At 67.7% G+C, this 16,975-nt stretch carries 13 protein-coding genes; 5 read left to right on the top strand and 8 right to left on the bottom strand.

The annotated features are described in order from the left end of the window. The first annotated feature begins 128 nt into the window (after positions 1-128). Entirely contained in the window at positions 129-3,659 is a 3,531-nt protein-coding gene (locus U7114_RS16285) for a glycosyl hydrolase (protein WP_323057958.1), read from the top strand. 69 nt (positions 3,660-3,728) lie between these two features. Here the strand turns inward: U7114_RS16285 and rsgA are convergent, their stop codons facing one another. Together rsgA and U7114_RS16275 are read right to left on the bottom strand one after the other, a co-directional pair. After that, the gene (rsgA, locus tag U7114_RS16280; RefSeq protein WP_323057957.1) at positions 3,729-4,868 is read right to left on the bottom strand and encodes a ribosome small subunit-dependent GTPase A; all 1,140 of its coding nucleotides are present in this window, start codon (positions 4,866-4,868) and stop codon (positions 3,729-3,731) included. A gap of 303 nt (positions 4,869-5,171) precedes the next feature. Beyond that, positions 5,172-5,408 carry a zinc-ribbon domain-containing protein gene (locus U7114_RS16275; RefSeq protein ID WP_323057956.1) on the bottom strand — a complete coding sequence of 79 codons (237 nt, stop codon included), beginning with the start codon at positions 5,406-5,408 and terminating at the stop codon, positions 5,172-5,174. A gap of 143 nt (positions 5,409-5,551) precedes the next feature. Here U7114_RS16275 and U7114_RS16270 point away from each other — a divergent pair, with 143 nt between their 5' ends. Then, complete coding sequence (locus U7114_RS16270; protein WP_323057955.1) at positions 5,552-6,703, top strand: diguanylate cyclase; 1,152 nt, start codon at positions 5,552-5,554, stop codon at positions 6,701-6,703. A 104-nt stretch (positions 6,704-6,807) separates the two neighbouring features. Continuing rightward, on the top strand, positions 6,808-8,406 hold the full coding sequence (gene mptB, locus U7114_RS16265; RefSeq protein ID WP_323057954.1) for a polyprenol phosphomannose-dependent alpha 1,6 mannosyltransferase MptB: 1,599 nt from the start codon (positions 6,808-6,810) through the stop codon (positions 8,404-8,406). Here mptB and U7114_RS16260 read toward each other — a convergent pair. The 5 genes from U7114_RS16260 to acsA are packed head-to-tail and all read right to left on the bottom strand — an operon-like array spanning position 8,397 to position 13,812. Beyond that, positions 8,397-8,639: an acyl carrier protein gene (locus U7114_RS16260; RefSeq protein ID WP_321214945.1), complete on the bottom strand. Its 243-nt coding sequence runs from the start codon at positions 8,637-8,639 to the stop codon at positions 8,397-8,399. The two genes, mptB and U7114_RS16260, sit on opposite strands and share 10 nt — an antisense overlap. Next, positions 8,636-10,036 carry a dihydrolipoamide acetyltransferase family protein gene (locus U7114_RS16255; protein WP_323057953.1) on the bottom strand — a complete coding sequence of 467 codons (1,401 nt, stop codon included), beginning with the start codon at positions 10,034-10,036 and terminating at the stop codon, positions 8,636-8,638. The genes U7114_RS16260 and U7114_RS16255 overlap by 4 nt, the downstream gene beginning before the upstream one ends. Beyond that, positions 10,029-11,009, bottom strand: a complete 981-nt coding sequence (locus U7114_RS16250; protein WP_321214947.1) for an alpha-ketoacid dehydrogenase subunit beta — start codon at positions 11,007-11,009, stop codon at positions 10,029-10,031. Before U7114_RS16250 ends, U7114_RS16255 begins: the two co-directional genes overlap by 8 nt. Continuing rightward, the gene (pdhA, locus tag U7114_RS16245) at positions 11,006-12,004 is read right to left on the bottom strand and encodes a pyruvate dehydrogenase (acetyl-transferring) E1 component subunit alpha (RefSeq protein ID WP_323057952.1); all 999 of its coding nucleotides are present in this window, start codon (positions 12,002-12,004) and stop codon (positions 11,006-11,008) included. Before pdhA ends, U7114_RS16250 begins: the two co-directional genes overlap by 4 nt. Further along, positions 12,001-13,812, bottom strand: coding sequence for an acetate--CoA ligase (acsA, locus tag U7114_RS16240; protein ID WP_323057951.1), 1,812 nt, complete (start codon positions 13,810-13,812; stop codon positions 12,001-12,003). The genes pdhA and acsA overlap by 4 nt, the downstream gene beginning before the upstream one ends. A gap of 192 nt (positions 13,813-14,004) precedes the next feature. Here acsA and U7114_RS16235 point away from each other — a divergent pair, with 192 nt between their 5' ends. Both U7114_RS16235 and U7114_RS16230 read left to right on the top strand, forming a co-directional pair. Beyond that, positions 14,005-14,337: a CU044_2847 family protein gene (locus U7114_RS16235; protein ID WP_157239994.1), complete on the top strand. Its 333-nt coding sequence runs from the start codon at positions 14,005-14,007 to the stop codon at positions 14,335-14,337. 63 nt (positions 14,338-14,400) lie between these two features. Then, positions 14,401-15,717 carry a phosphoribosyltransferase gene (locus U7114_RS16230; RefSeq protein WP_157239993.1) on the top strand — a complete coding sequence of 439 codons (1,317 nt, stop codon included), beginning with the start codon at positions 14,401-14,403 and terminating at the stop codon, positions 15,715-15,717. On the opposite strand, the gene U7114_RS16225 is transcribed toward U7114_RS16230, so the two are convergent. Beyond that, on the bottom strand, positions 15,714-16,970 hold the full coding sequence (locus U7114_RS16225; RefSeq protein ID WP_321214953.1) for a glycosyltransferase 87 family protein: 1,257 nt from the start codon (positions 16,968-16,970) through the stop codon (positions 15,714-15,716). The genes U7114_RS16230 and U7114_RS16225 overlap by 4 nt on opposite strands. Positions 16,971-16,975: the final 5 nt, after the last annotated feature.

Raw genomic sequence — 16,975 nt, 5'->3', positions numbered from 1 at the left:
GCCCTTGTGGTTTCTGTCACTACTGCCTACTCTGTGTGAGAGCGCTCCCACCCATCCTCAGTGGTTTAGATGTTGGGGCCGCTTGCCCGTGGAGCAACGAGGCGACACGAACAGACAGGATGAGTATCATGACGATCCACCATAAGGTCCGGGAACCCCGGAAGAGCCGGAGCAGGGATAGGGCCGCAGCGCCACGGCTTGCCGCACTGGGCGTGGCCGCGGTTGTCCTGGGCGGCCTCATTCCGGCAGGGACGGCGAACGCGGAAACCCTTCCTGTCGGCACCGGAAGCTACACCACGGATGCCATCGGGCCTGCACCCGAGGGCTGCGCGCCACTTGCGACCGATGCCCGGGCCTACGTAACTGATGCCGCCCCGGCCGGAGCGGTTCCCACCAATGACTGGTGGTCCTCGCTCCTGTTCAAGAAGTACAACTGCGTGGGCAGCGAGCCGCTGCACGCGCACCCGCTTTCCTACCTTCCCCAGGCCGCCGGCCTCGGGCTCTCGAACACCACGACTCCGACCATGAGCGGGACAGCCGGCGGCATCGGTGAATTCCACTACGCCTACGCGCAGGACGTGATGGTCGGCGTCGCCGGGCTGACCGCCCCCGTAGTCGAGGTCGCCGACTGGACCGACTGGACCGTCACCCCCTCCTGGAGTGACGGCACCCGGTCAATGACCGCCACCATCGGGCACGGCCTGCCCTTCAGCTGGTACGACATCGCCGGCGGGGACGCCGTCATCACCGCCGGAGCCGACCTGCGCGTCTGGCTCAACGACGGTGAGCGCATCGGGTTCAGCTCCGGCGGCGGGGACTACGTCGCGTTCGCACCCACCGGCGCTGCCTGGACCGTCTCCGGAACGAAACTGAGCAGCACGCTCAACGGCAAGGGGTATCTCTCCGTGGCCGCACTGCCGACGGGCCAATCCGACACCGACGCGGCGCGCACGGCCGTCGCTGACGACTACACGCCGTACGCCTATGCCAAAGTCACTGGAACACGGGCCGATTTCGTCTACAACGAGGCCGGCAGCGTGGTTGAGACCACCTACTCGGCCGAGACAGAGGTGCGGGAGGGAACCAACTCCGGCACCGTGCTCTCGCTCTACCCGCACCAGAGCGCTTACCTCGGCGGCGTGACCGGCGACGGACCCTCCGCCGGTGCCGAGCTGGACCGCACCTACGTGTCCCCGCGCGGCGCTATGACCACGCTGGTCGGTGCCACCTCCTTCACCACAAACACCCCTTTCACCGGCGTGCTGCCTGAGGTCCCGGCCGTAGCGACAGGGGCCGGTGAAGCGAATGCCCGCCTGGACGCCCTGCTCGACCAGGTCGCCGCCGACCCCATGAGCATCGACAAGGACGACACCTACTGGACCGGCAAGGCCCTCGGCCGCGCCGCCCGCATTGTGGAGATCGCCGACCAGCTCGACCGTACGGCTGTGCGCGACACCGCCCTTGCCCAGATGAAGGAAACGCTCACCAACTGGTTCACCGCCTCGCCCGGCGAGACCGAACAGGTCTTCGCCTATAACTCGAACTGGGGCACCCTCGTCGGGTTCCCGGCGTCGTACGGTTCCGACAAGGAACTCAACGACCACCATTTCCACTACGGCTACTTCGTGGTGGCAGCGGCCACCCTGGCGCGGTTTGAACCGGAGTGGGCGGCAGACGCTGCCTACGGGGGCATGGTGGATGAACTGATTGCCGATGCCAACAACTTCGACCGCGCCGACACCCGCTACCCGTATCTGCGCGACTTCGATATCTACGCCGGCCACGACTGGGCGTCGGGTCACGGCGCGTTCGGCGCCGGTAACAACCAGGAATCGAGCTCCGAGGGACAAAACTTCGCCAACGGCCTCATCCAATGGGGAACGGCAACCGGAGATACTGCCACCCGCGACGCGGGCATCTACCTCTACGCAACCCAGACCGCCGCTATCCAGCAGTACTGGTTCGACGAATCCGGCGCCATGCCCGACTCCTTTGGCCACAGCACGGCCGGCATGATCTGGGGCGACGGCGGCACGTACTCCACGTGGTTCAGTGCCGAAGCCGAGATGATCCAGGGAATCAATACCCTGCCGATCACCGGCGGGCACCTTTACCTGGGCCTGCGTCCGGATGACGTTGTGTCCAACTACGCCGAAATGGTGGACGTGAACAACGGCAATCCCACCGTATGGCAGGACATTCTGTGGTCCTACCTGGCCCTCGGGGATGCGCCGGCAGCACTTGCCGCGCTGGACAACGACCGTGAATACCCGGAGGAGGAAGGCGAGAGCCGGGCCCACACCTATCATTGGATCGCCAATCTTGCATCCTTGGGAACCCTGGACAGCAGCGTCCGTGCCGATGATCCGATGGCGGCCGTGTTCACCAAGGACGGGGCCAGGACCTACGTGGCGAGCAACATTACGCAGGAACCCCTGACGGTCACGTTCTCCGACGGCACGGTGCTTGACGTCGCCGCCGGCAAGACGACAACATCCGGTGCGCAAACCTGGAGCGCCGGCGGCGCGCCGAGCGGCACGGAAGTGCCCGGGGATCCCACGGACCCGCCCGCACCAACCACCACCACGTTCTACCTCGGTGCCGACGGATCGTTCCTGTCCCAGCCCGGCACCGCGCCCGTGGCAACGCTCGCCCCCCGCAGCGGACCCGACGCAGTCGGTGATCCGGCAACAGGTCTTACCCTGACGGCCGATAACCTGAATGGCACTTTTGCAGGCAGCAGGACCGCGTTCGATATCGGCGTGGACACTGCCGGCGTCGGGAACGGAACCCGCATCAGGGTTTCATATGACCTGACCGGAGACGGCACCTACGACAGGATTGAAACCTACAACTATTTCCCCACCGACCCGGTGACGGGATACGAACGGTATACCGCAGAGCGTGGCTTCTCCTCCGTCGAGGGCGAGCTTGGAGCTTTGGTGGATGGCTCCATGAAGGTTGAGCTGTGGAACGTCTTGGGCACATCGCCGTCAACCATCGACCTGGCCACCTCGGTGGTCAAGGCACCCTTCGCAGGGCTTACCCTTGGCGGCGGGTCTGATCCGGAGCCTGAGCCTTCAGGACTTCCCGGCAGCCCCAGCGAAGTGAAGCTGACTCCGGTCAGCGGTTCCGCCATTGATGTCGCCTGGGCGGCCCCGCTGGTAACCGGCACGGCCCCGATCAGTGACTACCGGCTGCAGTACCGCGCCACCGGTGACACGGAGTGGCTCCCGGTGTATGACTCCGTAACGTCCACGCCGGGAGCCCGGGTCCCGGGACTGAACCCCGGCACTGAATACCAGATCAGGGTGCAGTCAGTCTCGGCAGCAGGGCCCGGCGAGTTCTCCCAGCCGGTGGCAGCCACTACCATCCCGGCACCCTCCGCACCCCGCGGTGCCGTGATAAAGGTGCAAGGCAAATCCTTGCTGGTGTCCTGGACCGCGCCTGCCTCCGATGGCGGGTTCCCGGTCACCGACTACGTCATTGAGACCTCTACCGACGGAGTGAACTGGCGGACCTTTGGTGACGGGGTCAATACGGCGACGGATGCAAAGATCACGGGACTTCTCGGAAAAACGGAGTATCAGGTGCGGATTGCTGCCGTCACGGAAATCGGCACCGGAGGGTGGCTGACCACCATGGCGGCCACCAAGTAAGAAAGGGAACCACAGCTATCAGGTGGCTCCGTGGCCCCGGAAAAACCCGGGCCGCGGAGCCACCGGCCGTCACCGCCGCTTCCGGCCCGGCCGTTCCTTCCTCTCTGCCGTCTCGCGTTCGGCCCAGCGCTGGGACTTCCCTGCCGCCACCACTTTTTGGTGCCACTCCCGCTGGTAGGCACGCTGCGCCGCGGCGTCGCTCCGGTGGGCCAGGGCGGCAAGCTCCCGCTGCAGCTTCAGGTAGTTGTGCCAGCGGCGCTCCTCCAGCACGCCTGTGGCAAGAGCCTCCTGAACAGCGCAGCCGGGTTCGCCCTGGTGGGAACAGTCCGAAAACCTGCACCCGGCCGCCAGCGCCTCCACATCGCCGAACATCTCGCCGATGCCGTCCTCGGCGTCGAACAGGCCGAAGCCCCGCACGCCGGGCGTGTCCATCAGCACCGTCCCGTTCGCGAGCGGGACCAGTTCCCGGGAGGTGGTGGTGTGCCTCCCCCTGAAGTCGCCGGAGCGCACCTCGCCGGTGTCCTGGATGTCGCGGCCCACCAGCGCATTGATGAGCGTGGACTTTCCGGCACCCGATGGCCCCAGGAGCACGATGGTTCCGCCCGCCGGGATGTGCGCCAGCAGCTGATCGATGCCGTCGCCGGTTTCCGCGGAGGTGGTGACCACATCCACGCCTGCAGCCTGCAGGATGACTTTCCCGACGACGTCGTCCGCCACGTCCGCGAGGTCCGCCTTGGTGATGATCACCAGGGGAGTAGCCCCCGAGTCCCACGCGGCCACAAGGGTGCGTTCCAACCGGTTGTGAGTCAGGGGCCGGTCGACCGGGACCACCACGCCGACGGTGTCCATGTTGGCGGCCAGGACCTGTGCCTCGGAGGAGGCTTCGAACGCGCGCTTGCGGCTCAGTTCCGAACGGCGCGGCAGGACGCTGAGGATCTGGCGCTCGCCGGCCCGGTTGGGGCCTATCCACACCCAGTCTCCGGTTACTGCCGGTTTTCCGCTCAGCGGATAGGGCAGGTGCAGCAGGTCCGCGCCCGCAGCCACCAGCAGCAGGTTCCTGTCCACGCGGACCACCCGCCCGCGCCCGGTGGCCGCCGGCACCGGATGGTCCTCGAAGTGCTGGGCGACGGCGGGGGTATAGCCATAGGGGAGCGGACCGTCGCTTGGGTGGTTGGTGCTTTCCAGGCCGCTGCCTGACGATGTGTTCACTGTGATACCTCACGGGAGGGCCCCCGCGCACCGGCCTGCGGCCTTTGGTGTTCGGCGCCCCGCGGGAGGTCAGGCGGGGCCGGTGCGGAAAAGGGGAAGGGTCCGGATGAAAAGTGCGGGGCGCGCAGGACGCAGGGCTTGAACAGTCATCACAGACACCTCCTTTTGCCACATCAGGACGGACACGTCCCGGTATTTCCCGCCAACTCCTGGAGCCGAGGCTCACAGTCGGGTCCCACTCTAGCCACGGGCGGCACGAACGTCCATGGTTTTCCGCTTTTGTTCCATGGGCGGTTGGGTTGGCTAGCGCTGCAGTTCCAACGCCCGCTTCTGCCGCGCGGAAATGCTCGAGACGTGCCCGCAATTGGTGCACGTGATCTGGTAGGAACGCGACGTGGTGAACACCGGAAGGAAGAAGAGCGTGAACTTGGTGGCCCGCTCCTCAAGGCGGTGGTGGGCGAACGCCCGGCAGTACTGGCAGGTGGCCGGTTTCCCGGGCAAGGCCTTGAGCACGGTCTTGAAACCAAAGAGAAGGAGCATGGGGATTGCCTTCCGGAATAGTCCTGCTGGCTGTCCTGAAAACACTAGGCCCTGCGCCAGCCGTAATCCCATCCTGACAACCTCCCGGACCGGTGCGATACTTGGGGTCGGCGCGGTATCGGCAGTGGGGGGACTTCGGAAACATGGCTCTGGATACCACAACCCTCCGGATCGCCTTTGGCCTGATGGCGCTGGTGCTGGTGCTCCTCTTCTACTTCTCCGCCTACCGGACCACGCGCTCGCCCTACAGCGGCTGGTGGTGCCTGGCGCTGCTGTTTTTCCTGTCAGGATCCGGCTGTTTCCTCCTGGATGGAACAGCACACCAGGTCTGGGGCAACCCCTTGGGCAACGTGCTCCTGGTGCTCGGCGGAGTGGCTGTCTGGGCGGGCGCCCGGTCGCTGCGGACCGTGCCGCCGCCAACGTGGGCGTTCGCCGCCATCCCCCTGGTGACCCTGGGTGCCTCGGTCCTGGACAACCCGGCCACCAACACCTGGTCCGGCGGTCCCGTGTTCCTGGCAGCCATGAGCCTCACCATAGGCCTGGCGTCGCGCGAGCTCTGGCGGCTGGAACCGGGATACTCGCGCGTGCGGATCCCCATGGCGGCGGCGGCAGGCGGACTCTCCGCGTTCTATGTGCTGCGCTGGGCGGCGTTCTTGCTGGAGGGGCAGGACGGCCCCATCTTCGTCACTGTTTTTGGTTCCGCGGTGACCACACTGGTGACCATGGTCCTCCTGGTGGTGGTTTCCTTCAGCATGGCGGCCCTCAGCAATGAACAGCAGACCAGGGCGCTGCGCATGGTGGCCTCCCGCGATGACCTCACCGGCCTCCTCAACCGCAAGGCCTTCCTGAACCTGGCGGCCGAACAGTTGGCCGACCTGTCCATCGCCAAAGGCACCGGCGCCCTGGTCCTGGCGGACCTGGACCACTTCAAGGCGGTCAACGACACCTACGGCCACGCCGCCGGGGACGTGGCCCTGCAGACGTTCGCGGACGCCTGCGCCGCCACGGTGCGGTCCACCGACCTGGTGGGACGCTACGGCGGGGAGGAATTTGTGATCCTTATCCCGGGTGCCAGCGCGGAACGGGCGGAAATCATCGCTAAGTCGATCAGCCGGCGCCTGGCGGCGGCTGCAACCGTGGACGGGATGGACATGCCGACTGTCAGTTACGGTATTTCCACGTATGACGGTGCCACAACGGATGTGGAACGCCTCATCGCCTCAGCGGACGCCGCCCTTTACCGGGCAAAGTCGCTCGGCCGGAACCGGACCGCCCGCAGCGACCGTATGCTCTAGCCTCGAAGGGGCGCGGGAAACCCGGCTGATAAAATAGCGGCGTTGCAGGGCGGCCTTATTGCTGGTCCTACCAGCGCCGTAACCAAGTGAGGGACCAGACAAACATGACGGCAGGCGGGTCACACCTCGGGACTTCGGAGACGCAGCCGGCAGCGTCGGCTAAAGCCTCCGGCCCGGCCACCGGCCGCGCCTACCTGGCCACCATCGAGGGCTTTGTCGGGGCCCTGATGATGTTTATCGGTTCCATCGGGACCGGGTGGATCGCCAACGGCTCACCCATGATCCGCCAGCCGGTGGTAATCGCCCTCCGCACCGAGGGCTGGGGAGTGACTGTATCCACCGTGCTCCTGACGGTGGGCGCCATGGTGCTGATGCGGTCCTGGCTCCGGCTGGGCCAGCGCCTGGCGGATTGGGGCAAATCGTCGCTGCGGTCCGTCGTCCTCGCCATCTCTGCCTGGTCCCTGCCGCTGCTTTTCTGTGTCCCCGTCTTTTCCCGCGACGTCTATGCCTACACCGGCCAGGGCCGGCTGGTCATGGAGGGCCAGAACCCATACCAGGTGGGGATTTCCACGCTCAGCAACTGGTTCTCGCTCGGCGCCGATCCTGCCTGGGCGGAAGCCAGGACCCCGTACGGTCCGTACTTCCTCTGGCTGGCGCGCGGGGTGGTGGGGCTGACCGGCGCGCAGCCGGATGTGTCTGTCCTCCTGTTCCGCCTCCTCGCCGGCGTCGGGGTCCTGCTTTGCGTCATCTATGTGCCCAGGCTGGCGGAGCTGCACGGCATCAACGGGGCGCGTGCACTCTGGATCTCCGTGGCCAACCCGCTGTTCCTGATCAGCTTCATTGCCAGCGCGCACAACGACGCCCTCATGGTGGGCCTCGCCGTCGCAGGCGTCTACCTCGCGGCCACGCGCCGGTACCTGCTCGGAGTGCTGCTGGTGACCGCGTCGATCGGAATCAAGCCGATCACCGTCCTCCTGCTTCCCTTTGTTGGCCTGATGTGGGCGGGACCGTCGGCTTCCTGGCCCCGCAAGTTCCTGATGTGGGGCGCGACGGCGGGCATCAGCTTCGGCGTGCTGGCCCTCAGCGGCATCCCGTACAACCTGGGGATGGGATGGGTGTGGGCCATCATGGACCCCACGCCGGGCTATACCGGCTACTCGCCATCGGGCTTCCTGGGCCAGCAGGTGGAGTTCCTGGGCAACGTGCTGGGGCTCCCCGGCGGCACGTTCGCCACCCTCCTGCGGACGGGAATGAAATGGGCGGCGATCGCGCTGGTCCTGGTCCTGATGTTCCGCGGTGACTACTCGCGGGCGGTGCGCCGGATGGCGCTGGCGTTTACCGCCGTCGTGATGCTCTCGCCCATCATCCAGCCCTGGTACATCCTCTGGTTCCTGCCTTTCCTGGCCGTTACCGGTATCCGGGACGACTGGCAGATCAGGTCGTTGTACGTGGGCGTGACGTTCTTTGTGGTGTTCGGGGCGCAGGACCAGCTCTCCGTGTGGTCCTTCGTGGCACTGCCCATCGACGCCTCCTCGCTGGCGTTCGTCACAGCCCTTGCCTTCACGTTCTACCTTCTATTCCTCGATCTGCATACACGGCGGCTGCTCATCGAGGCCAGGCCGCTTGACCTGGTAAAACGCGGGTGGCGCTGGGCTGTGGCCGTAGTCGAGGCGAGACGCGGGGCTGCCCGGCGTCAGGCGTGACCGGCGATGTACGCGATCAGGCCGCCCACCGTCGCCACCCGGGGGTAGTCGCCTTCCGGAATATTTATGCCTGTTGCGGAATATATGGTCTCCACAAGCCGCAGGAAGTCGAGTGAATCGAGTTCAAGGTCCTGCCGCAGCCGTGCACCGTCCGCAAGGTCCGCCGGCTCCACGTCCGGCGCCACCTGCCCGATCGCCTGGTGCACTGCCGCGCGGGCGTCCTGTTCGTTCATAGTTCCTCCGGCTTTTGCAGCAGTTCGTCCAGCCGCGCCAGGTAACGTGCGCCGCGCAGGCCGTCACTCACCCTGTGGTCGGCGGAGAGGGTGGCCGTCACCACGGGACGGACGCCGAGCATTCCCTCGTGCGCCCACGGTTGTTCCATCAGCCGGCCCAGGCCCACCATGGCCACCTGCGGCGGATAGATCACCCCGAACACGCTCTCCACGCCCAGGTCGCCCAGGTTGGTCACGGTGATGGTGGGATCGGCCATTTCTGCCCGCTGCAGCCTGCCTGCCCGGGCACGGGACACGAGGTCCCTCAGCTGCTCCATGAGGGTGTCCACCGGGAGCTGGTCGGCGTCGTGGATTGCCGGGGCCACGATGCCGCCCTTCCGAAGGGCAACGGCGACGCCGAGATGCACTGCCTGGCTGGGCCGGAACTCGTCATCCACATACAGGCCGTTGACCTCGGGCACGTCCCTGGCAGCAAGGGCAGCGGCCTTCAGCAGGAGTGCAGAGGGAACCAGCCGGGAGGAAACAGGGCGCTGGAGGTTAACGGACTGCATCCAGGCCACAGCGGCACCCATGTCCAGCGTGGTGCTGAGGTAGTAGTGCGGAATCGTCTTCTTGGAGCGGGACATCAGCGCCCCGACCGCCCTGCGCAGGCTTGCCTCGCGCTGCCGGTCCTCCGCGGGCCTGGCCGCAGGCTCTTCTGCTGTTGCCGGGACTTCAGGCACAGTCAGCTCCGGTGATGCCGGAGCTTCCGGCGCCGCACCCCCTGGTGGCACCGGTGCGGGGGCGGCAGCGGCCGCGTGGAGGACGTCGCCTTCCGTGACCGCACCGCCGGGCCCGGTCCCGGCCACGGCCGAAAGGTCAACTCCGCGCTCGGCCGCCAGGCGCCGGGCGAGAGGTGACGAGCGCACCCGCCCACGGTTGCCGCCGTCGTCCTCCACGTGAGGCGCCGCGGGCTCCGGAGCTGCCGGTGCGGGTTCCGGAGCTGCCGTCACCGGCACCAGCGCTGCAGCGCGTTCCACGTCGGAACGCGTCACCGCCCCGTGCCTGCCCGTGCCGCGGATGGAGCCCGGATCAACTCCCAGCTGGTGGGCGAGGTGCCGCACCGGGGGCGAGAGGGGCCCGTGGGTTTCCGCCGGCGGCGCGGCTCCCGTCCCGTCATCGGGCGTTGCAGTGATCCGCGCGAGCGGGGTGCCGACGGGAACCGTGGTGCCGACGTCCACCAGCAGCTCGGCCACAACCCCCTCTTCGAAGGTCTCGATGTCCATGACCGTCTTCTCGGTGTCCACTACGGCCACCACGTCACCGCGGTGGACGTAGTCGCCCGGCTTGACGAGCCACTCCACCATCTTGCCGTGGTCCATATCCGCCCCCAGGGACGGCATGCGGAAATCACCCACGCCCGCCCGTCACCTCCCGCGCCGCCGCCACGATCCGTTCAGCCGAGGGAAGCGCGGCAAGCTCCAGGTGCTTGGCGTAGGGCAGCGGGACCTCGGCGCTGCAGACCCGTCCCACCGGGGCGTCGAGGTCGTAGAAGGCCGCCTCCGTGATCCGCGCGCTGATCTCGGCCGAGATGCTGCCGCTGCGCCACCCTTCATCCACCACCACGGCCCGGTGCGTCTTGCCCACCGTGGCCAGGATTGCCGCATCATCGAGCGGGCGCAGGACGCGCAGGTCCAGTACCTCGGCACCGATGCCTTCCGCTGCCAGCCGCCCGGCGGCGTCGAGCACTGCCGGCAGCGTGCCGCCGTAGGTGATGAGCGAGACGTCCGTCCCCGGCCGCCGGACGGCGGCGGCGGTGATGTCCACCGGCCCGGCGCCGTCATCAAGCTCGCCCGGCATGTTGTAGAGCGTCCCGTGCTCGAAAATCAGCACCGGGTCCGGGTCCTCCAGCGCGGTCCAGAGCATGCCGCGTGCATCCTCCAAGGTGGCCGGCGCGAGAATGCGCAGGCCCGGAATGTGGGCGTACCAGCCCTCCAGGCTGTGCGAGTGCTGGGCGCCCAGCTGGCGTCCCGCGCCGGTGGTCATCCTGATCACCAGCGGGACGTTGAACTGCCCGCCGGACATGTGCAGGAGCGTGGCCGCGTTGTTCACGATCTGGTCCAGGGCCAGCAGGCTGAAGTTGACGGTCATGATCTCCACGATGGGCCGCATGCCGCCCAGCGCCGCGCCGATGCCCGCACCGACGAAGCCGGATTCGGACAGGGGAGTGTCGCGGATCCGTTGCGGCCCGAACTCCTCGAACAGTCCCAGGCTGACGGCGAAGCAGCCGCCGTACGCGCCCACGTCCTCGCCCATGAGGAACACCCGGGGGTCACGGTTCATGGCATCCCGGATCCCGGCCCTGATGGCTTCCCGGTAGGTGGTTTTCATTCCGGTCCCCGCTCGCTGTAGACAAACCGGGCCAGGTCCTCCAGCGGCTCCGGAGTCCCGGCTTCGGCGAACTCGACGGCGGACGCCACCTCCGCGTCGGCGTCACCCTGGATGCCTGCCAACTGGTCTTCGCTCAGCTGGCCCGCAGCCTCCAGGGCGTTGCGCAGGAGGGTGATGGGGTCCCGCTCGATCCAGTGCGCCACCTCTGCCTTCTCCCGGTAGCGCTCCGGATCAAACATGGAGTGGGCACGGAAGCGGTAGGTCCGCAGCTCCAGGAAGTGCGGACCCGCGCCCGACCGCACGGCATCCACGGCGCGGCGGGCGGCTTCATGGACGGCGAGGACGTCCATCCCGTCCACTGCCCAGGCCGCGAGCTCGTAGCCGGCAGCCTTCAGCGCAATGTCCGTCTGCGACTCGGAGCGGCGCAGTGCCGTGCCCATCGCATACAGGTTGTTCTCGCAGCAGAAGAGCACGGGCAACTGCCACAGTGCCGCCAGGTTCAGGCTTTCGTGGAATTCTCCCTCGGCCACGGCCCCTTCGCCGAAGAAGCAGGCCGTCACGCGCGCGCGGCCGGCCATCTTGTCCGCCAGCGCTAGGCCGACGGCGAGGGGCAGCCCGCCCGCCACGATCGCGTTGCCGCCGTAGAAGCGGGTGGCGGCGTCGAACAGGTGCATGGAGCCGCCCCGCCCGCGGCAGCAGCCCTGGACGTTGCCGTACATTTCGGCGAGGATGGCCCCGGCGGCCACGCCCCGCAGCAGTGCATGGCCGTGTTCCCGGTAGGTTGCCACCACGGCGTCTCCTGCGTCCAGGTTGTCCAGGACGCCCGCAGCCACGGCTTCCTCGCCGATGTAGACGTGCAGGAAGCCCCGGATTTTCGCCTCGGTGTAGAGTTCGACGCACTTTTCCTCCAGCCGGCGCACCCGGAGCATCTGGTGCAGGAGATGCCTCGCGGTGCCGGCCCGGTCCGCGCCGATCCTTTCCGGTGTGCCGGTCATGGTGCCTCCGTGGTGGTTTCGACGGTGGATGTGTCCCCCTCGGGGAGCCCCAGTTCGCGGGCCTTCAGGAGCCTCCGAAGGATCTTTCCGCTGCGGGTTTTCGGCAGCGCCGCGGTGAAGTCCACCATGCGCGGCGCAACTGCGGCGCCGAGCCGCTTGCGCGCAAAACCGATGATGTCCAGGCGCAGCTCTTCGGAGGGCTCCCATCCGGTCCTGAGCTCGACAAACGCCTTGACCACCTCGCCGGCCACCGGGTCCGGGACGCCGATGACCCCCGCCTGGGCCACGGCCGGGTGCTCCATCAGCGAGCTCTCCACCTCGAAGGGACCGATGAGGTGGCCGGAGGACTTGATGACGTCGTCGCCGCGGCCAACGAACCAGTAGTACCCGTCCGCATCGCGTTTTGCGACGTCCCCGGTGAGGTACCAGCCTCCGGCGAAGCACCTGCGGTAGCGCTCCTCCTCATTGAGGTAGCCCCTGAACATTGATGGCCAGCCGGCGCGCAGCGCCAGTTCCCCCATGGTGTCCGGTTCCGTGACCAGCACGGGGTCGCCGTCACGGACCACCGGCTTGCCGTCCCCGTCCCGCGCGACGAGCGCCGCCTCCACTCCCGGCAGCGGCCGGCCCATGGAACCGGGCCGGATTTCCGTGGCCGCGAAGTTGGCGATCATGATTCCGCCGGTCTCCGTCTGCCACCAGTTGTCGTGGACGGGCAGGCCGAACGCTTCCTGGCCCCAGACCACCACTTCCGGGTTGAGCGGCTCGCCCACGCTGGCCACGAACCGCAGCGCCGAAAGATCGTGCCCGGCGGCCCTCTCCGCGCCGGCTTTCATCAGCATGCGCAGGGCGGTCGGCGCGGTGTACCAGACGGTAACGCGCTGCTCAGCGAGGATCCGGTACCACCGGTCCGCGTCCATCTCCTCCTCGTCCACCACTGTGGTGACGCCGTGCACCAGCGGGGCGATGACACCGTAGGAGGTGCCCGTGACCCATCCGGGGTCCGCTGTGCACCAGTAGGTGTCGCCGGGGTGCAGGTCCAGCGCGAACCGGCCCGTCGCATAGTGGGCGGTGACGGCCTCGTGGACATGGATGGCGCCTTTCGGGGTGCCCGTGGTGCCGCTGGTGAAGTGCAGCAGCGCCATGTCCTCGCCGGAGGTGGGCGCCATGATGCTGTCCGCCGGGGCGGCCGCCAGGAGCCCCTCGAGGTCGAGGGTCCCCGGTTCCGGAGCGCCGTCCGCGTCAATGAGGAAGACGTGCTTGAGATCCGGGAGGCTATCCCGGATCTGGGCCACTTTCTTGCGGTAGAGAGCCCTGGTGGTGACCAGCGCCCGCCCGTGCCCCAGGTGCAGGCGCTGCCTCACGGGCTCCGGCCCGAAGGCGGAAAACAACGGGCAGAAGACGCTTCCGTTCTTGAGGGCGCCCAGCACCGCAACGTACAGCTCGGGGCTGCGGCCGGTGAGCGAGAAGATCCGCTCCCCGCGGCCGATGCCCAGCTGCCGCAGCACAGCGGCAAAACGGTTGGTCTGGCCGGCAAGCTCCAGATAGGTCAGGGAATGAGCGGATCCGTCGGCGCGCACGAACCGCAAGGCCTCGTGGTGGGCCCGCGGCCCGGCGGCATGGCGGTCCACTGCTTCATGGGCTATGTTCAGGCCGCCGCCCCGGAGCCCGGAAAGAGCCCGGCGGGCATCGTCCCAGGAGAACTGGCGGCAGGCGGTTTCATAGTCCTGCAGGTTGGGCCGGACAGGGAAGCCTTGAACGTCCTTGGGGATTCGCTGCCAGCGCATGGGCCGTTCGGTTCCTGCCGTCATGTTCCTATCCGACGCCCCGCAGCCCATGCGGGCAAGGGTAGAAAGTCCCCCGGGAAAGAGGGCCGGCACCCGGACCGGCGCCGCCCGGCCGGGCCTTTCGGCACTGTCAGCTGCGCTCCGGGCAGGTGTCTACTGGAAGCGCACCGGGACCCGGCAACTGTCCTTCCCCGCCCGTGATTGGAGGCACCCGCCATGACTGAAGTAGTCCGCTATGAAGTGGGGTCCGGGACAATCCTGGTCGAGGTGGATGACAACAGCTACGGTGTGGACCATCCCGGCCGGAACGAGCAGGGGATCCTGGACGCCGGCCGCCGGCTGGAGGACGCGCTCGCTGCCGTCCGCCCCGCTGCCGCCGCTGCCGTGGACGCCATGCGGGAAATCGGGCCTGAACACATCGAAGTGGAGTTCGGCGTGAAACTGGCAGGGACGGCAGGGGCGGTCATTGCCCGGAACACCGCAGACGGCCACTTTGTCCTGAGGCTGTCATGGTCGGCCGCAGCGGAGGTCCTGTTTGAGGAAGAGTAGCGGGCCTGCGGGGGAGGGTTTTCCCGGAACAGATAACTGGGCTCCATGCGAAGGGGTGGCCTGATGTATGAATTCCTGGACAGGGTTGACGCCGGCCGGAAACTGGGGCTCATGTTGGAACGGTTCCGGGCGGAAGATGTGCTGGTCCTGGGGCTGCCCCGTGGAGGGGTTCCGGTGGCGGCCGAAGTTGCGAAGGCCCTGAATGCGCCGCTGGACGTCATCGTGGTGCGGAAACTCGGCCTTCCGTTCCAGCCTGAAGTAGCCATGGGAGCTATAGGTGAAGGCGGCGCGCGGGTCCTCAACCAGCGCGTCATCTCGCTCGCCGGAGTCACGGAGGATGACCTTGAGGCCGTTGAGCGGCGCGAGCGCGTGCGGCTGGAGTCCAGGCTGGAGCGCTACCGCCAGGGGAGGCCCCGGAAGGACCTTGCCGGGCGCACTGCCATCGTTGTGGACGACGGCATCGCAACGGGGTCGACGGCGCGTGTTGCCTGCCAGGTTGCACGCCACCTGGGCGCCGCAAAGGTGATCCTGGCAGTTCCTGTGGCCCCGGCGGACGCGATGGGAACACTGTCCGAGCCGGACCAGGTCTATTCCCTGATCAGCGCCCGGAACTTCCAGGCCGTGGGGTACTACTACCGCGACTTCTCGCCCACCACCGACGAAGAGGTGGTGCAGCTGCTCGATGCCGCCGCGCTGCGGGAACGCCTCGCCGGGGCTGGGGCTGCGGGCACCGACCAGGATGTGGAGATCGCGGTGGACGGGGTGGCGCTCCACGGCGATCTGCACCTCCCGGAACCCTGCAATGCAGTGGTGGTGTTCGCCCACGGCAGCGGGAGCAGCCGGCACAGCCCCCGCAACCGCTACGTTGCCTCAGTCCTGCAGGGGGCGGGCCTGGGCACACTGCTGCTGGACCTGCTCACCCCGGCCGAGGAGATGGACCGCGGGAATGTCTTCGACATCGCCCTGCTGGCGGAGCGGCTGGCCGCGGCAACCCGCTGGCTGAACGGCAGGAGTGACACAGCGGGATGCAAGGTGGGCTACTTCGGCGCCAGCACCGGCGCGGGTGCCGCCTTGTGGGCGGCAGCCGACCCTGACACGGAAGTGGACGCCGTCGTTTCCCGCGGCGGCCGCCCGGACCTCGCCGGGCCGCGGCTGGCGGCGGTGCGCGCACCCACCCTGCTGGTGGTAGGGGGCGCCGACACCCAGGTCCTGGCCCTGAACCGCCAGGCAATGGACCGGATGCGGGCGCCGGTCCGGCTGGAAGTGGTCCCGGGGGCAACCCACCTGTTCGAAGAACCCGGAACGCTCACCCAGGCCGCAACCCTCGCCAGGGAATGGTTTGCGCGCTACCTGCTGCCGGGGAGCCAGGCCGGCAACTAGGCGCCGGCAGGCACCGCGGCAGGGGATTTCCGCCCCAGCTCGGCAGTCCGCTTCACCGACCACCACAGCAGCACCACCAGGAGCACATTGCGCGTGGTGAGGATGGCCGCCATCACCGGGTGGGCGTGGATCAGCGGGGTGTAGAACAGGGGATAGATCACGAACGTGGTCATGGCGATGCCCATGAGCAGAGCTGCCGGGACCTTCCACCTGTTCCAGTCGTGGGTAAGCCCGGCGATGATCACCGGCGCCAGCCAGATGATGAACTGCGGCGAACCCACCTTGTTGAACACGATGAACGCCGTGACCATCATGAGGGAACCCTCAAGGAACAGCTCCTCCCGTTCGGCGCCGCGGTTCAGGGCCCGCACCAGCAGGACGGCGGCCACCACCGCGGCCAGGATCAGCAGCGGCTGCATCAGGAAAGCCGCAGTCCCCGCGCCCGGGCCGTAGACCTCGGTGGAGTTGATGGCGGTGTTGTCCGCCATCCTGGAACCGGCGATGTTGAAGACGCTCAGCCACACCCACGGAGTGGAGAAGGTGGCTTCAAGCTGCATGCCGCGCTCGCCCTGGTTCAGGAGGAAGTCCATGATGTGCCGGAGGCCGCCGGACATCCACGTTCCCAGCGCAACGACGGCGGTCACGGCGACGCCTGAGAGGACCACCTGGACCCGCTTCCGGCTGGCTATCACGATGGGTACCAGCACAGCCGCGGGCCATACCTTGATCCAGGTGGCGACGCTGAGCAGGATGCCGGCCACCACCGGACGCTGCGCCGCGTACAGCAGCGCGATCAGCACGATCGGCGCGGTGATGCCTTCCACCCGCGCGAAGCTGAGGTAGCCCATGAAGACGGTGAAGAACAGCCACCACCAGGCGGGCGCAATGCCGCCCGCCTTCCGCGGTCCGCGGGTGAGGAAGGCAAGCCCGACGGCGTTGAGGGCTGTGATGATCAGGAACCAGACGAGGAGGTACAGGTCCGGTCCCGCGATGTTGGCGAGGAAGATGGGGAGCTGCGCCAGTACCGGGTAGACCCAGGGGCTGATCTTCCCGTCCAGGTCCTGCGGGTTGTAGCCGTCCACGGCCCACTGGCGGTACTGCTCGGTGTCGCTGAACGTATCGCCGTGCAGGAAGAAGGACGCCATCCAGCCCAGGAAATAGAGATGGACGACGGCGAAGCCCCACCACACGGAGGACGGGCGGGCGAACCAGTCCACCACCTTGGCGGGGAGGACTTTGGTGCGGACGGTCACCAGCC

Origin of the sequence: Pseudarthrobacter sp. C1 (assembly GCF_034720455.1) — a bacterium.
In the GTDB taxonomy this organism is placed as follows: domain Bacteria; phylum Actinomycetota; class Actinomycetes; order Actinomycetales; family Micrococcaceae; genus Arthrobacter.
Note: the sequence above shows the minus strand (reverse complement) of the source record. Positions and strands in the feature narration are given on the sequence as shown.

What these genes read in the sequence shown, in the direction of transcription:
- U7114_RS16285 (WP_323057958.1), top strand. Translation starts at nt 129, where the DNA reads ATGACGATCCACCATAAGGTCCGGGAACCCCGGAAGAGCCGGAGCAGG.
- U7114_RS16275 (WP_323057956.1), bottom strand. Translation starts at nt 5,408, where the DNA reads ATGCTCCTTCTCTTTGGTTTCAAGACCGTGCTCAAGGCCTTGCCCGGG.
- U7114_RS16270 (WP_323057955.1), top strand. Translation starts at nt 5,552, where the DNA reads ATGGCTCTGGATACCACAACCCTCCGGATCGCCTTTGGCCTGATGGCG.
- mptB (WP_323057954.1), top strand. Translation starts at nt 6,808, where the DNA reads ATGACGGCAGGCGGGTCACACCTCGGGACTTCGGAGACGCAGCCGGCA.
- U7114_RS16260 (WP_321214945.1), bottom strand. Translation starts at nt 8,639, where the DNA reads ATGAACGAACAGGACGCCCGCGCGGCAGTGCACCAGGCGATCGGGCAG.
- U7114_RS16250 (WP_321214947.1), bottom strand. Translation starts at nt 11,009, where the DNA reads ATGAAAACCACCTACCGGGAAGCCATCAGGGCCGGGATCCGGGATGCC.
- pdhA (WP_323057952.1), bottom strand. Translation starts at nt 12,004, where the DNA reads ATGACCGGCACACCGGAAAGGATCGGCGCGGACCGGGCCGGCACCGCG.
- acsA (WP_323057951.1), bottom strand. Translation starts at nt 13,812, where the DNA reads ATGACGGCAGGAACCGAACGGCCCATGCGCTGGCAGCGAATCCCCAAG.
- U7114_RS16235 (WP_157239994.1), top strand. Translation starts at nt 14,005, where the DNA reads ATGACTGAAGTAGTCCGCTATGAAGTGGGGTCCGGGACAATCCTGGTC.
- U7114_RS16230 (WP_157239993.1), top strand. Translation starts at nt 14,401, where the DNA reads ATGTATGAATTCCTGGACAGGGTTGACGCCGGCCGGAAACTGGGGCTC.